This window comes from Phaeodactylibacter sp., from assembly GCF_040219495.1.
Classification (GTDB): Bacteria; Bacteroidota; Bacteroidia; order Chitinophagales; family Saprospiraceae; genus Phaeodactylibacter.
This window is the reverse complement of record NZ_JAVJSK010000137.1, coordinates 114358-130623: the sequence shown is the minus strand read 5'-3', so window position 1 is coordinate 130623 and position 16266 is coordinate 114358. Positions and strand designations below refer to the sequence as shown.

The following is a 16266-nucleotide window of genomic DNA, read 5'->3' as shown; positions in this document are numbered from 1 at the left end:
CATGGCAACGCAAACGACCAAAGGCATACAGATTACCGTACAACCTTCTTATCAGGCCGCCTACTCCCGGCCTGCCCAACAACGCTATATTTTTGCCTACGAAATCACCATTGAAAACAACAGTAAAGAAACGGTACAGCTACTTCACCGCCACTGGTTTATCTGGGATGCCAACGGGCATGTGCGCGAAGTGGAAGGCGAGGGCGTAGTAGGACAGCAACCGGTACTACCGCCGGGTGGCAAACACAGGTATGCTTCCTGGTGCGACCTTTCTACCGGTATTGGTAAAATGCATGGTGCTTTTCAGATGGTCAATATCCTGGACAACACCACGTTCAAAGCTATCATCCCCACCTTTTTTCTGATCGCCCCCCTTCGGCTTAACTAATCGGTGTAAGCCTTGAGGTCCGGAAAGTCTATGATGTGGCGGCGGGCGCGCATTTGGTCTGCCCGGCGGCCATCAATGTAGGCCACCACGTAAGCGGAAGAAAACGCACCTTCCAGAAGCTTCGTTTTAAAAGCCTCTGCTTCGGTAAAACTCGTGAACGCTCCCACCGTATACCGATAGTACGGGCCATCCAATTGCCGCTCCACCATAACGTTTTCATACGCATCCAGACTATTGGTGTTGTAAGCACCGCTCAGTGCACCTACCTGTACCTTATACAACAGGCGCTCGTGTACCGGGTGCTCAGGCACAGCATTGGCATACCGCAACCCTATAACCGGCAATTCCGTAGTGGCAGCCTGCCCTTCCGGCAGATAAAAAGAGAAGTCGACGCCGCATTCCGTTTCAGCGGCTTCATCGGACAAAAGCCCTCTGATGAAAATACGATCGGCGGGCACACCTTTATCCTGAAGCACTTCCCCCAAACCTTTGGCCTGCTGAACACCAGTAAAGACGACTTTGCCTTTGGAGTCTTCGACCGTGCGCTGGTAAGCCGTAAGGATGAGGTAAGCATCGGTTTTGCTGCGCATGATATCAGTAATTTCCTGCAACTGTTCGTCTTGCTTATCCGAAAGGGCCGGTGACGCCTCCTCTTTTAGATAAAACGGGGGCAGGAAGATACCAGCTATTTCCGCACCTTCTTCGATAACAGGTATATCGGTGGTTAGCTGTGGTTCAACCGGCAGTTCCTCACCAATAGCTGGAAGCTCAGGAGCGGGTTTTTCTCCCACTTTGGGAACCTGTATTTCTGCATTCGGCACTTCCGTTACTTCTGCATCCAGGCTGGCGGCCATATCTTCGGGAGGGCCCGTGATTTCAGGCTCTACCAGTTTGGATTCTACGTTACCGGAATAGTCATCGACCCGGAGTTCCATTTCGGGCAGGAAGTTCTCGAAGTGGGCCGCATAGAGGTCGCGTTGCCCGTACCCGTCTTTCCGGGAAGAGGCAAAGAAGCCCGTAAACCCATCCTTGGCGATGCGGAAGTAGGCATCATCTTCGGAGGAATTGATCTTTGTGAGCAGATTCTCTGGCAGGGTCCAGGTCTCCGAGTTTGGATTAAATACTGATTTCACCACATCCAGCCCGCCAATACTAAGGTCGGGGTGATTGGTGCTGTAGTATAATGTCATTCGGTCTCGTGCCAGAAATGGCGTCGTTTCATCGTAGGAGGTATTGATCTGAGGGCCGAGGTTGACAGGCTCCCCCCACGCTCCTTCTTTAAACTCGAGTCGGTAGAGGTCCAGCCCGCCGTAGCCTCCGGGCCGCCGGCTGGCAAAATAGACCAGATAATCGCTCGCGAAGAAAAAGGCTTCGTCCCCATAAGTTGGTGCGATGGGGCCCTTAAAAACATCTGAGCTCACGGTGCGGTCTTCCTGGTCAGTCTGGAAAGTATCGACCCGGATTTTGGCATCGTCATTGCGCCAGCCCTGAAAGAAATACAGCACTCTGCCATCTGCGTTAAAATCAAACAAGACATCATGGCGGGTGCTGTTGACCAGATAACCAACAGAGCGGACTTCCTGCCAGCTACCGCCACCGCCTGTAGCTGAGCGGCAGGAGTAGATGTCGCTGTAAAACTGCCCGGTGCGGCTGTCTGGCATGCCATTCTCATCTCTGCGCCCTCCGAGATTACCGTTGCGCATAGAAGAGAAGTAAAGCCGGTTACTGTAGTTGGGGCTGGGCACTGGGGCAAACTCATCTCCACTGCCATTTACTTCTAACCCCAGGTTCTCTGCATAAACTTCTGAGGGGAGGTATTGTAGGCGCATTCCCGTTGCACAACGGCGGATGTCATCCCAAACCATTTTCCGGTTGGGATGATTGGAACGGATACGGCGCAGGTAATCTTTATAGTAGTCTACCGCTTCCGAAAACTGATTCATGGCGTGGCGGATCTTACCCAGATAGAGCCAGCACTCCGGGAACGGGTCTTTCTCTTCACGCACAATGGACTTGAACAACTGAGCCGCTTGTTCCAGGTCATTGGTCTGGTAATAACACACGGCAAGGATAAAGCGAGCTTCCTGATCAGTCGAGACCAAGGCGTTGGCCGACTTCAATACAGATAGCGCATCTTCGTACCGTTGGTTCACGAAGAATGCTTTGGCTTCTTCCTTTTTGTAGGTTTGTGCCTTGAGTACATGTCCTGCCATCGCTGATAGCACGACAAGTAGCAAAATTCTCATAGCGCCTAATAGTTTTCGGGAGCAGGCCTTAGGCCTAATGCTACCCAGGGTTAATGTCGACAGGTTACTAATTATCAAACCCTACAGCATCAAAATGAGCTATCGGGCACAGCAAGGCGTTATTCATTTATGTGCTTGTATCGCATCAGATTGGGGGGCAAAAACACTCCTATTATAAAGCTTAACCGCATCGAATGCAAGGAATGTGCCAATTTTTATCTTTCCCTTTTTCATTCGATGCGGTGGCTGGGCGTTTTTTAGCGCGTGTTGGGGCTTTAGGGCTTGTTGGGATTTTACACCGTCTGCATATCGTCAAAGTTCTCCAGGTAGTCCCCTACTTTACGCAGGAAGGAACCGCCCAGGAATCCATCTACTACGCGATGATCATACGATAAGGATAAGAACATCATGTGCCGCACGGCAATCAGATCGCCGTACTCCGTTTCCACTACGGCCGGCTTTTTGCGGATGGCACCAACTGCCAGAATAGCCACCTGCGGTTGATTAATAATCGGCGTGCCCATTACATTGCCAAAGGTGCCCACGTTCGTCAGCGTGAACGTGCCCCCCTGTATCTCATCTGCACTGAGCTTATTGGCGCGGGCACGGGCTGCCAGGTTGTTGACTTGCTTGGTGAGCCCGAGCAAATTGAGGTGGTCTGCATTTTTGATCACCGGCACAATCAAATTCCCGGAAGGCAAAGCGGCTGCCATACCGATGTTGACGTCTTTCTTCCGGACAATTGTGTTGCCGTCAACGGTTACATTGATCATCGGGAAGTCCCGGATCGCTTTTGCCACCGCCTCCATGAAAATCGGTGTAAACGTAATTTTTTCCCCGTGCGATTCCTGGAACTGCTTCTTCACCTTATTGCGCCAGTTGACAATTTTAGTCACATCTGCCTCAACGAAGGAGGTCACGTGAGGGGAAGTCCTCTTGGAGTTCACCATGTGGTCGGCAATAATCCGGCGCATGCGGTCCATCTCTACGATCTCCACATTACCGGAAGGCGAAGCAGGAGCGGCAGGCTGAGCAGCAGGGGCTTTAGGCGGCTTAGGAGCAGCCGTTTCCTGTGGCTGCGCCTGAGGGGCTGACGCAGGCTGGCTCGTACGGTTTTCTACGTAGGCCAGAATGTCTTTCTTGGTGACCCGGCCTTGCAGCCCGGAGCCCGGGACCTGCTCCAGCTCTCCCATACTGATGTTTTCTTTTTCAGCTATGGTACGTACCAATGGAGAGTAAAAGCGGTTATTGCCGTCGGTACGCTCCACGGGCTCATCCGCTGAAACCATGGCTGGCTCAGGCTGAGGCGCTGCCTGCTCCACACCGTTGCTGGTGCGCTGCGCTGCAGGAGCTTCGGCTGTTTCTTTGACGCTCGGGCTGGCTTTGGGCGCTGCTTCCTCACCCTCCGTACCGATGATCGCAATGACTTTGCCGATCTCAATAGTTTCATCTTCCTGAAACAGGATTTCCTGAATCACTCCATCTACGGGAGAAGGCACCTCAGAATCCACTTTGTCTGTCGCAATTTCAAGAATGGTTTCGTCCTCCTCCACGGTATCTCCCACCTGTTTGACCCATTTGAGGATGGTTGCTTCCATGATACTTTCCCCCATTTTGGGCATGATCAGTTCGACTTGAGCCATAATTCTTTCTTTCGTTGTGTGTTTTTGGTTCTATTTGGCCGGTCAGTACCGGTGCCTTTTCAGACCGCAAAATTAGGCGTTTCGCGCTTGTAAAACAAATAAAGCGTTGCATTCCGGGCCCTAATGCTGCTTTGGTCTGTCTAGTTTTCCACAGCAGCGGCCGGATAATGTTTGTTGAGAAACTGCCGGATGAAGTTAAGGGCATGCGCACCGGTGTACTCAATGTTTTTTTCCCGGTCTTTTCCTGCCTGTAGCAGGCGGGTTTCCGTTCCGTTCCGATTGCCCACAGCTAGCCATATCGTGCCAACCGGCTTTTCCGGAGACCCGCCCCCCGGGCCGGCAACGCCGGAAATAGCGATTGCGATGTCACCACCGAAATGCGCCAGTGTGCCTGCGACCATCTCTCTTACCGTCGCTTCGCTTACCGCCCCTTCCTGCTCAAGGGTGCTTTCTCTGACCCCCAGTTTTCCCATTTTCAGGGCATTACTATAGGCTACAATCCCTCCTCTGAAGTAAGCGGAGGAACCAGGAATACTTGTAATCAGGTGAGCCAGGTACCCACCTGTGCAGCTTTCTGCCGTACACAGCCATAACCCGTGCGCTTTGAGCATTTGCCCGACCACCGCTTCCAGCCGGTCTTCTTCCTCTCCAAATAAGAGGTCTGCTACCCTTTCCCTGAAACGGCTCGCCCAGCCCTCTAGTTCGTCCAGGTAGTCAGTGGATTGGCTGCCCCGGCTGCTCAACCGCAATCTGACCCGCCCCAGGTTAGGCAGGTAGGCCAGCTTAATATGCGGTGGCAGGGCTGCTTCGAGATCCGCTACCCGTTCCGCAATACGCGACTCCCCCTCTCCTGCCGTCAGCAACGTCCGGTGTGCAATGCGCGCCACTGGATAGCGTTCCCTAATCCGGGGCAGGACCTCCTGCTGCATAATGGCTTTCATCTCGTAGGGCACGCCAGGCATGGAAACGATCACCTTGCCCTCAAATTCGAACCACATCCCGGGTGCGGTCCCCATACGGTTGGGGAGCAAAACTGCATTATCAGGCATGAATGACTGCAAACGATGCGCCTCGGTGGGCTGCCGCCCCAATTGATGGAAGAAGCGTTCGATGCGCTGATAGGTCTGCTCATGGAAAACCAGCCCCCCTCCGGTAAATTCGGCCAGTACCTTTTTGGTAATATCATCTTTGGTAGGGCCCAACCCACCCGTAATCAGGACGACGTCAGCAGATTTAAGCCCTTGTGCCAGGGCACTTTGTATTCCACCAACGTCGTCGGATACGGTAGAGATGCCCGTGACGTTGACCCCATTCAGATTGAGCTGCTGCCCCATCCAGGCCGAATTGGTATCTACAATCTGCCCGATAAGTATTTCGTCACCTATTGTGATCAGGTGTGCATTCATGAAAGCCTTTTTGAAGAAAAAAGCGAAACACGGTATTTGTTGCGTGTTATCACGAATAATCTGGCACCAGGCTAATTTCTTTCAAACCGAAGGCTTTTAGCTGCCCTCCCATGCGGAGCAGCAAACGCCCGGTTTCATCAACCCCCGCTGCTTCGGCAACAAATTCCTCGCCGTTGGGCAGGCGATAAGTCCGCTGTTCCTGATAGCCCAGTAAATGCTGGTAGTAGTCACGCTTGAGGCGCACGTGTTGCCCGCCCCGCAGTTGGAGGTACCGCTGTTCGAGAGTATGAAGATAGGCGGAGGCGACGGCAGGCAGGTCATGCCTGTTGCCCGTATCGAGGTACAACGACGTTGCACCCGGCAGCTCCGGAGGGAAGGAAGGCTGATTAATATTGACGCCGGTACCGATGATGCTATGCTGCACCTGTTGCCCGGAGAGCTGGTTTTGAATGAGGATACCCGCCACTTTACGATGACCGAGATAAATATCATTGGGCCACTTTACCCATACCGTAGACCGGGCGTACACAGACAGCGTGTCCCGCAGGGCAAGGGCGGTCACCATATTAAGCTCGAATTGCTTGCGGGCCACCAAAAACCCAGGGTACAAAATGACACTCAATGACAAGCTCTGCCCCCCCGGGCTTTCCCACTTACTGCCAATTTGTCCCCGGCCTTCCGTTTGAGTAGCTGCCGAAATGACCGTTCCTTCAATTGGTTTGCTTTTTGCAAGTAAGTTTTGTGCGTAGCTGTTGGTTGAAGATAACGCCTGAAAATCGTGAACAACCTTTCCGATAAAAAGGGTGTTTTTGTTAGGCAAGAGCAAATTATTTGATAATTTTATTTGTTGTAAGCCCGAAGGGGATTATACCACCTCAGAACCTGATAATACATCGGGGCTATAGCCTGACGGCCAAATGCCTCAATTTTTCATTGCAAAATTAATAAAACCTGAGTTTGAATTCACACACCAAAGTTCAACAACGCGAACTCACTACGGAGGCGCTAAACGAATTGATCATTGAAAGTATTCAGGACATCAAAGGTAAAAACATCATCAAGCTGGATATGCGAAAGCTGGAAGATGCGCCTACTGATTACTTCATCATTTGCGAAGGCGACTCTAATACTCAAGTAAAGGCCATTGCCGATCACATTCAAAAGCGGCTAAAAAAAGAAGCGGACACTTTTGCCAGCCACGTGGAGGGCGACCGAAACGCGCTTTGGGTCTGCATTGACTACTTCACTACTGTAGCTCATGTATTTCATAAAGAACGCCGTTCTTTTTACGAATTGGAGAGCCTTTGGAGTGACGCACGGGTTACAGAATACGAGAGTTTATAGTCTGCAAAGCACTCTTGGCCGAATTCTGGCAACGAAATATCGGAAAGAACGTTACTACATAAATTTCCGGGAGTACATACCCCCGGGTATGGTGCTTCTGAGCACCCGTATTGCGGAAATATCCTAATTTTGGGCCTCCGCTAAGGCAGTAAGCATTACAATCAGATAGGACCGGGCGCAGCCCTTCCTGATTTCGATAAACGTATATTTTAATGGAGAACAAGAATAATCAAGAAGATAAAGACAAGCCGACCGGGCCAAAATTCAATTCCTATTGGATTTACGGCATCATCGCCCTGTTCCTTCTCGCCCTGAACTTCTACAGCATGTCGGAGGGCACTATGGAGCAAGTCAGCCGGCAGAAGCTTGGTGACATGATCGCCGATCAGGACGTGGAAAAGCTCGTGGTCGTCAATCAAAAGCGGGGCTATATCTACATCAAACGGCAGGCGCTGGAGCAAAAGACGGAGTTCTACAAAGATGCCGAGAGCCGGTCTTCTCTCAGCGGAGAGAACTATCAGTACTGGCTGGAAGTCGGATCGGTAGAAGCCTTTGAGGATTGGTTGGCCAGCACGCAGGAACAGGCAGAAATTCCGGAGTCTGAACGGATTTACCCTACTTTTGAGACCCGGCAGAACTGGCTCACGCCACTACTGGGGTGGGTGCTGCCGATTATCATCGTTGTGGCTATCTGGATTTTCATCATGCGCCGGGTAAGCGGTGGTGCAGGAGGCCCGGGTGCACAAATTTTCAATATTGGTAAATCGAAGGCGACCCTCTTCGACCAAAACAGTAAGGTGAACGTCACCTTTCAGGATGTCGCCGGGCTGGACGAAGCTAAAGAAGAAGTTATGGAGGTTGTGGACTTCCTGAAAAACCCTAAGAAATATACCGCACTGGGTGGCAAAATCCCTAAAGGTGTGCTGCTCGTTGGCCCTCCGGGTACCGGTAAAACGCTCCTTGCCAAAGCGGTGGCCGGTGAGGCAGGTGTGCCCTTCTTCACCATTTCCGGCTCTGATTTTGTAGAGATGTTTGTGGGCGTCGGTGCCTCGCGGGTACGTGACTTGTTTAAGCAAGCCCGTGAAAAAGCCCCCTGTATCATCTTCATTGATGAGATCGACGCGATTGGCCGGGCCCGTGGCCGTGGCAATATGCAAGGCGGGAACGATGAGCGGGAAAATACCCTCAATCAGCTGCTGGTGGAGATGGACGGCTTTAGCACCGACAAAGGGGTCATCCTGATGGCGGCCACCAACCGCCCGGATGTACTGGATAGCGCACTGCTGCGCCCGGGCCGCTTCGACCGTCAGATTGGTATTGACCGGCCTGACCTGAAAGGACGGATGTCCATTTTCAAAGTCCACCTGCGTAACATCAAAATCTCTGAAGATGTCAAAGCAGATGCACTGGCTGAAATGACGCCAGGGTTTGCGGGTGCTGATATTGCCAACATTTGTAATGAAGCCGCTCTCGTTGCTGCCCGCCGCAATAAGCAGGCCGTGGATATGGACGACTTCAACTTTGCCCTCGACCGCATCATTGGCGGGCTGGAGAAAAAGAACAAGCTCATTGCCCCCAATGAGAAGAAGATCATTGCCTATCACGAAGCCGGGCATGCTATCTGCGGATGGTTCCTGCCACACGCTTCTCCTCTGGTTAAGGTAACAATTGTGCCCAGGGGCGTTGGTACTTTGGGCTACGCCCAATACCTGCCAAAGGAAGAATACATTACCCGTACCGAGCAGTTGCTGGACCGGATGTGCATGACGTTTGGGGGACGGGCTGCCGAGTCTATTGTTTTCAACAAGATATCAACCGGGGCACAAAATGACCTGGATCAGGTGACCAAAATGGCCTACAGCATGATCACCGTTTTCGGCATGAACGAAAAGGTTGGCCAGGTTTCCTTCTACGGCATGTCTCAGGATCAGTTCCAACGCCCTTACTCCGATGAGACGGCTTCTCTCATTGATGGAGAAGTACGCAAACTTGTGGAGTCTCAGTATATCCGTGCAAAGGAGCTGCTGACTGAGCACCGGGACGATCTGGAAAAACTAGCGGAAATCCTGCTGGATAAAGAGGTATTGCTGAAGTCTGATGTCGAGCGCTTGCTTGGTAAGCGGTCAAGTGAAGCTGAAGATGACCCCGAGAGCGGTTTTGATGACCATATTGCGGGCCATATGAAGCCTGCTAAAAAAGACAGCACAGCAACAGAGGTTCATCCCGAAGCGCCTGCAGACCAACCTGAGGGCCATGCTAATGGAAACGGGCAGGATAAGCCTCAGGAAGAAGAATCGCCTACCAAAAAAGTGTAGTTTGCAGGCCGATTACTAAAGTCCCAACACGCTCTTAGAAACAAAGAGCCCCGGTTGCGTCAAATGAACGCGGCCGGGGCTTTTTTATGCTTGGCAATAAGAGTTTGTTAATGCCTCGTTAAGAAGCCTGATTTATACGCCCGGGCTGATGATTACAAAGCATGTTTAAGTCAAAAGACCTGCTTTGCTACCTATGCCAACCTCAACAAACCAATGGAAACGAACGGCAGGTGCGGGAAATTGCCATCTGCCCAAACAATTTAGTAAAATTTTCATATAGAAAATTTTTTAGTTTAATACTTTGCTAATGTGTTTAAAACCTGTTAACTTTGAGGCATCCTAATCAGTTGTGGGGCATACCCGCATCGTCCATCAAACCAAAAAGTGCTTGGGAAGCAAGTCCGCTTAAAATCCTTTTGCCCGGAAAGCCCTCCTTTACCAGGAAGGCTTCGGCAGGAGGGACTAAGGTGTTATTCTTTCTTATCACTTTTCTGAGAACGAAATTCAATACAAACTTACCTTGAGAAAACGCAAACGGTACATCACAGCGGTAGTATATACTACCCTGTAGCTGCCGTCTTTTGCGATCGCGATCAGCCAACATTATTGGCATCAGGCATCAGGATTGGCTCCCTGCACTGAGTAAATGCCTTTTGTCGATTTGAATCAGGCAGACCTATTTGCATTCAGACCATAATCTTATGAAAACCAAGCTACGGGCAAGCTTCATGCTCTAGAGGCGTAAGCTTCTGAGGCCTACCCTGCAGCGAGTGTCAGTATGTTCCTCTTGCTATGCCGTTCGTACGGTTCATTTCAAGGGTGCAAACTGGCCAGCGGTCCCGGCTCTACTGAGAGCTGCCGGACCGGAAACTATACAAATACTCGTCTGCTGACAATGACTGGACTGTCAGCAAACAGGATCGGTATGCCTATACGACTGATTGAGGACAAGAACCGATTGTTAACCAAAAACCGTTTTACAACATGAGATTCCCACTTACTCTGCTAGCATTGCTAGCGTCACTACTTGTTTTTGCGCAAGAAGGCCTCAAACCCATTGACTTAATAAACACTACTAAAAACGAACGTACGGCATTTGAACAGCTTAACTTATTTACCTTCTCTCAACACACTGATTACGTACCCGGCCGGCAACTCGAGGCCCATGATTACACCCTGCTTCAACTTGACGAAGAATCGCTTTCCGCATTGGTCCATCAGCAACCCGCTGCGCTTGAATTATCCTTACCCGACAGAGGGCGCTCGGCATCTATTGAATTAGAGCTGGTGCGCATCAATCCACTCAGCTCAGGCTTCGTAGCCGTTGCCGCTTCCACCGGGCAGCCGGTGAAGGCGCCCCTCGCTGCTCATTACCGTGGCGTGGTAAAAGGCGACCCGGCCTCTGTGGTGGCACTGAGCTTCTTCGAGGATGAAGTTATCGGGCTCATTAGCACGCCCGGCCAGGGCAATCTGGTGCTCGGCAAGAAGCAGGAAGCCCGGTCGCCACAGGAATATATCCTCTACAACGACCATGATGTCCTCAAAGAACTGCCATTCGACTGTGCCACATCAGACGATGGGCCTGACTACCGCCCGGAACAACTCCAACCCGTGGTTGAAGAGCGTGGCCCCGGAGACTGTGTGCAGGTCTACCTGGAAGTAGATTACGACGTGGTACAAAGCAAAGGGGGCACCACCGGTGCAGCCAACTACATCACCGGGCTGTTTAACCAGGTGGCCACCCTGTACGCCAATGAGAACATCAACATCCGGTTGTCAGAAATGCTGCTCTGGGACCAGATCAGCCCCTACAACGGCAACAACAGCTACGTCATCCTGACCCAGTTTGTGAACGAGCGCCCCACCTTTAACGGTGACCTGGCGCAACTGATCAGCTATCAGGCCTCAGGAGGTATTGCCTATCTATCTGGTTTGTGCAACGATTACGCCCCACGCCATGGGTTCAGCAGTATCAACGCCACTTACGCCGATGTGCCCACCTATTCCTTCTCGGTAATGGTGGTAGCACACGAGCTTGGCCACTCCTTCGGTGCCCGTCATACCCACGCCTGCGCCTGGAATGGTAATAATACGGCAATCGACGACTGTGCCGGCTACACGGAAGGGAACTGCGCTTCTCCGGGATGGCCCTCGGATGGCGGAACGATGATGAGCTACTGCCACCTGCGGAGCGTTGGCATCAATTTCAGCAAAGGGTTTGGCTTTCAGCCGGGCAATGTGCTGCGCAATGCCGTAGCTGATGCCTCCTGCCTGCAAGCCTGCGATACCGATGGAGGCGGGGGCGGTGATACCTGCGCTGGCCAGGAAGTTGAGCTGGCGATCGTCCTTGATGCCTATGGTATTGAAACCACCTGGGAAATCCGGGACACGAGCGGTGAACTGCAGTACAGCGGCGGCCCCTACCCCAACTCCACCAACGGTACCGAAATCAACGAGACGCTCTGCCTGAAGGAAGGCTGCTACGTATTCGAAATCCGGGACACCTACGGCGATGGCATCTGCTGCGATTTCGGGGAAGGGTTCTATACCCTGATCGATACCAGCGGATTGCTACTGGCCACGGGCGGAGCCTTCGGTACGGGCGAAGAAGTCAACTTCTGCCTGCCCACGGAAGCACCCGGACCCGGGAACAACAACTGCCTGCCCATTGACTTCACGGAATATGACATCCTTTCTTTTGGCGGGCCTCAGGATGCTGGTTCCTACGACCTGCTGAGTGATGGAGAAGTCTTACGCATTCAGAACAACGCCTGGAAAGCGATTGAAGTGAACTACGAGGTAACGCCCAATACCGTAATCGAACTCGAGTTCGGTGCTACCCGTCAGGGTGAAATCCATGGCATTGGCTTTGATGAGAACACCAGCATTTCTTCCAACCGCCTGATCCGGCTACACGGTGTACAAAACTGGGGCTATGGCAATTACGACAACTACCCTGGCGGATCCATTTGGAAGAAGTATACCATCCCCATCGGTGAGTTTTATACCGGTGAATTCCAGTATCTTTTCTTTGCGGCCGACCACGACCGGTCGCCCCGAAATGGCAATTCCTACTTCCGGAATATCCTCATTTATGAAGGGGAAGACTGTGCCGGTAGCACTGGATTAGGCACGCCTCTCGCCGCACTGGAAGAAAGCACGCCGCAGGCTGAGCTGAGCTTGTTCCCCAATCCGGTTGGAGACATGCTTACCCTACAGCTCGGCAGCCCGCAAAACCAACCGGCAAGTGTGGAAGTCTATTCCCTGACCGGTCAGCAAATGCCTGTGAATACCCCGGTTTGGATGCCGGGCACCCTACAGCAGCAGCTTAATGTCAGCCAACTGCCGGCCGGCACCTATGTGGTACGGGTACAGGCCGGACAGCAATATTGGGTAGATAAATTTACCGTTTCCAGGTTTTAGCGCTTGTTGGGATTTTGGAGGGCGTTTAGCGGGCTAAGTGACCGAAAAAACCGGACGCCATAGCCTGCCCCGCATTTCTGCGGGGGTTCATGAAGCGCTGATTTGCAACGTAAAGGTGCTCCAAACATACGCTCAGACCCGAGCTGTAAAGACATGGCATTAATTGTGTGAATTTCGAGCGCTGTGGCAAAGGAGCCGCAGCGCTCTTTTTTCAAAAAAACTAACGTCTATTATCCTTTTTTTTTGCTCATACATCAATTTTTGTTACATTTATCCCCGTCGAGACGAAATAAACCCCGGGCTTTTCTTTTGGATCCAAACTTTAATATACACCCTGGTTGTATTAGAAAAGTACTACAGCTTCTTACCAGAACCAACACTCTCCTGTGCTCCTACAGGATATTATTCACCCGCAGGTACTGATGTACCTAAACAGTATCGGATAGTAACGCCTGCCTGAGTTTTGAACTCAGGACAGCAATTGCAGTTGTGCGCTTGTTCAGGCCTTCAGGGTTGAGCAAAAGTGAGCATATTTGATTTTAAATGAGGTGATTTTGCAGCCGTGCACGGCTACCACAAAGCAGACGTGCCGCCAAAAACCAATCGCGTATAAAATTAATTCTGCTACGCTTAGCCAACTGATGAATACCCGGCAAGCGCTAACATCATCAAGTCCAGTATTGCTTGTGCATTTGACACCTGCAAATGCGGTGTCAGGTTTGTACAGCCCTATGCTGCCTGCTTTCCACGGAAACGGGCCAGCCCCAGCAGTCCTGTGCGCAGGCGCAAAGACAGACACCTAAATTCTTTAACCTCTTTAATAATTAGTATGAAATCTCTACTCACTACAATTTATTGTTTACTCGCCTTTTCCCTGTTTGGGCAAGGCATACTGAAGCCTGCCGAGCTGGTACAGGCGGAAAAAAACAAAGGCGCGGCCTTCCAAACGGTTACGGCGTTTGACTTATCGGCAGACAGAGCCAACCTCGGGGACGAAGCCCCGCAGCAATACGACCTGCTTGAAATGCGGGACGAAATCGTACAGCAGCTCCACGCCGAGCAGCCCGACCAAATCACGTTTGCGCTGCCTTCCACCCATCGTAACCAGCTGGAAATAGAGCTCGTCAAAGTGAACTTGTTCACCGATGATTTCCAGGTTACCGACAGTCAAACAGAAGCTCCGGCAGAGGTAGACTACGGGGTACACTACCGTGGGGTCATCAAAGGCGAAGAAACTTCAGTAGCTTCCCTCAGTGTTTTCGAGGACGGTATGATGGGGCTCTTCAGCTCGAATGCTACGGGCAACCTGGTACTCGGACAGCTCGAAGGCAACCGGAACGAAGCCCGCTACATCCTGTACAACGATAGTGATGTGCTGCAGCAAATGGCTTATGAGTGCGGTACGCCGGATGATGGCGTAGGCTACACCCGGGAGGAGCTGCAACCACAGATTGGCACCCGTGCCCTCAGCGATTGTGTACGCCTGTACTACGAAGTAGATTACGACATCTTCCAAAATAAAGGCGGTACACAAGGGGCGACCAACTACGTGACTGGTATTGCCAACGAGGCGGCCACGCTTTACGCCAATGAGAATATCAACACCGTGATCTCTGAAATTTTCGTTTGGAGTGCTACGAGCCCTTACTCCAGTTCTTCCAGCTCTGGCATGCTTTCAGACTTTCAAAGCTATCGCAACGGGGTGAACGGTGACCTGGGGCACTTGCTTTCCTATCAGGCAAGCGGGGGTATCGCCGCTGGTTTCTCCGGGCTTTGCAACAGCAATCCAGACAACAGCCTTTGCTTTTCCTCTATCGGTTCTACTTATGCTCAGGTACCAACCTACTCCTTTACCATTATGGTGGTGACGCACGAGTTTGGGCACCTCTTCGGCTCACGGCACACCCACGCCTGCGTCTGGAACGGCAACAACACCGCAATTGATGGCTGCGCCGGAGGTACTGAAGGCTCTTGTTCGCTTCCCGGTTTCCCAAGCAACGGCGGTACTATTATGAGCTACTGCCATGTACAAAGCGTAGGTATTAACTTCAACCTGGGCTTCGGGCCACAGCCTGGTAATGTCATCCGCAACCGCGTGTCTAATGCTTCCTGCCTGCAGGCTTGTGATGGCGGCGGCGGTGGTGGCCCCGCTTGCGACGACAACGAGGTAACCCTGACCATCAACCTGGACAATTACCCCGGTGAGACCACTTGGGAAGTCCTCAACAGCAGCGGTATAGCGGTAGCTTCCGGCGGCTCGTACAGCGGCGCTGGCTCCACGGTCACTGAAGACCTCTGCCTGCCCAACGGCTGCTACGATTTCACCATCTTCGACAGCTACGGTGATGGCATCTGCTGTGCCTATGGCAATGGTTCCTACAGCCTCACTGATGGCAGTACTGTACTGGCCTCTGGCGGCAACTTCACCAACAGCGAAACGACTAATTTCTGCGTGGGCAGTACCCCACCGCCGCCACCGCCAAGCTACTGCGGCTCTCAGGGCAACAACAGCTCCTTCGAATGGATTCAGCGCCTGCAGTTTGGCAGCATCAACAACAACTCTGGTAACGATGGCGGCTACGGCGATTATACCAACCTCTCCACGGCACTGACGCCCGGCGGTACTGTATCCGTTACCCTTGTCCCTGGCTTCTCCAGTTCTACCTATACGGAATACTGGCGCTTATGGGTCGACTACAACCGGGATGGGGACTTCACAGATGCAGGCGAGCAAATCGGGCAAGGCTCGGGCACCGGCACCTTGTCGGGCACCCTGAGTGTCTCTTCCAGCGCCACGCCTGGCACCACCCGACTGCGGGTAGCCATGAAGTATAACGCCTACCCTACTTCCTGCGAAGCCTTCCCGTACGGTGAGGTAGAGGATTATACCATTACCATTGGCTCCTCATTGCCAGGGGAAGATAATGGTACAGGGCTGGCCAACGCAAGCGGCCTGGAAAGCAACGACCTGAGCAAAGGCGCAGGCTTCCGTATTTTCCCAAATCCGGCACAAGACCTGGTACACTTGCAATACCGGGCAACCGATGCTGGGGCAGTGGAAGTCGAACTGCTCGACCTCATGGGCCGTACCCTGCAGGCTTTCACCGAACAGGCTGCAACCGGGGCGAATACCTTCCCGATTCAGACCAATCAACTGCCTGAGGGCACCTACCTGATCCGTTTGACACAAGACGGCCGGCAGTTTGTAGAACGAGCGGTCATTAGCCGCTAAGCACTAATAGCTTAGAGCTTGTTTGGAGCTCGTTGCTATTGAAATAGCAGCGCCCGGTACAGCAATGAAGCCTGTACCGGGCGTTTTTTATATACTCCCCCCGGCACAATAGACTTGATGCGTCGGATCAGTGCAGTGGGGAAAATGAGCTATTTTCAACCACACGTCCCGGTAATAACCGGTATTTCAGGAGCTTAGCCTGAGCTAATGGACTGAAAAAAGGCATCCCGGTAGAACCGGGATAGGAAGAGGCAGCGCTATTTTAACCC

General features: G+C 52.3%; 9 protein-coding genes. 5 read left to right on the top strand and 4 right to left on the bottom strand.

The genetic code is table 11. The annotated features are described in order from the left end of the window. Window position 1: 1 nt before the first annotated feature. Window positions 2–388, top strand: a complete 387-nt coding sequence (gene apaG, locus RIC19_RS22355; RefSeq protein ID WP_350180596.1) for a Co2+/Mg2+ efflux facilitator ApaG/CorD — start codon at window positions 2–4, stop codon at window positions 386–388. On the opposite strand, the gene RIC19_RS22350 is transcribed toward apaG, so the two are convergent. The 4 genes from RIC19_RS22350 to RIC19_RS22335 form a co-directional block, all read right to left on the bottom strand. Then, complete coding sequence (locus RIC19_RS22350; protein ID WP_350180595.1) at window positions 385–2634, bottom strand: SPOR domain-containing protein; 2250 nt, start codon at window positions 2632–2634, stop codon at window positions 385–387. The genes apaG and RIC19_RS22350 overlap by 4 nt on opposite strands. Before the next feature lie 293 nt (window positions 2635–2927). Further along, window positions 2928–4277 carry a dihydrolipoamide acetyltransferase family protein gene (locus RIC19_RS22345; RefSeq protein ID WP_350180594.1) on the bottom strand — a complete coding sequence of 450 codons (1350 nt, stop codon included), beginning with the start codon at window positions 4275–4277 and terminating at the stop codon, window positions 2928–2930. A gap of 140 nt (window positions 4278–4417) precedes the next feature. Beyond that, on the bottom strand, window positions 4418–5683 hold the full coding sequence (locus RIC19_RS22340; RefSeq protein WP_350180593.1) for a competence/damage-inducible protein A: 1266 nt from the start codon (window positions 5681–5683) through the stop codon (window positions 4418–4420). A gap of 49 nt (window positions 5684–5732) precedes the next feature. Continuing rightward, a complete protein-coding gene (locus tag RIC19_RS22335; protein WP_350180592.1) occupies window positions 5733–6503 on the bottom strand; it encodes a biotin--[acetyl-CoA-carboxylase] ligase in 771 nt (256 codons plus the stop codon). A 137-nt stretch (window positions 6504–6640) separates the two neighbouring features. On the opposite strand from RIC19_RS22335, the gene rsfS reads away from it, so the two are divergent. The 4 genes from rsfS to RIC19_RS22315 all read left to right on the top strand — a co-directional run bounded on the left by rsfS (window position 6641) and on the right by RIC19_RS22315 (window position 15997). Next, window positions 6641–7027 carry a ribosome silencing factor gene (gene rsfS, locus RIC19_RS22330; RefSeq protein ID WP_350180591.1) on the top strand — a complete coding sequence of 129 codons (387 nt, stop codon included), beginning with the start codon at window positions 6641–6643 and terminating at the stop codon, window positions 7025–7027. A gap of 212 nt (window positions 7028–7239) precedes the next feature. Beyond that, window positions 7240–9342 (top strand): ATP-dependent zinc metalloprotease FtsH, encoded by a 2103-nt coding sequence (gene ftsH, locus RIC19_RS22325; RefSeq protein ID WP_350180590.1) that lies wholly within the window; start codon window positions 7240–7242, stop codon window positions 9340–9342. Between the two features lie 984 nt (window positions 9343–10326). Further along, complete coding sequence (locus RIC19_RS22320; RefSeq protein WP_350180589.1) at window positions 10327–12765, top strand: zinc-dependent metalloprotease; 2439 nt, start codon at window positions 10327–10329, stop codon at window positions 12763–12765. Between the two features lie 829 nt (window positions 12766–13594). After that, window positions 13595–15997 (top strand): zinc-dependent metalloprotease, encoded by a 2403-nt coding sequence (locus tag RIC19_RS22315; protein ID WP_350180588.1) that lies wholly within the window; start codon window positions 13595–13597, stop codon window positions 15995–15997. Window positions 15998–16266 lie beyond the last annotated feature (269 nt).

What these genes read in the sequence shown, in the direction of transcription:
- apaG (WP_350180596.1), top strand. Translation starts at nt 2, where the DNA reads ATGGCAACGCAAACGACCAAAGGCATACAGATTACCGTACAACCTTCT.
- RIC19_RS22350 (WP_350180595.1), bottom strand. Translation starts at nt 2,634, where the DNA reads ATGAGAATTTTGCTACTTGTCGTGCTATCAGCGATGGCAGGACATGTA.
- RIC19_RS22345 (WP_350180594.1), bottom strand. Translation starts at nt 4,277, where the DNA reads ATGGCTCAAGTCGAACTGATCATGCCCAAAATGGGGGAAAGTATCATG.
- RIC19_RS22340 (WP_350180593.1), bottom strand. Translation starts at nt 5,683, where the DNA reads ATGAATGCACACCTGATCACAATAGGTGACGAAATACTTATCGGGCAG.
- ftsH (WP_350180590.1), top strand. Translation starts at nt 7,240, where the DNA reads ATGGAGAACAAGAATAATCAAGAAGATAAAGACAAGCCGACCGGGCCA.
- RIC19_RS22320 (WP_350180589.1), top strand. Translation starts at nt 10,327, where the DNA reads ATGAGATTCCCACTTACTCTGCTAGCATTGCTAGCGTCACTACTTGTT.
- RIC19_RS22315 (WP_350180588.1), top strand. Translation starts at nt 13,595, where the DNA reads ATGAAATCTCTACTCACTACAATTTATTGTTTACTCGCCTTTTCCCTG.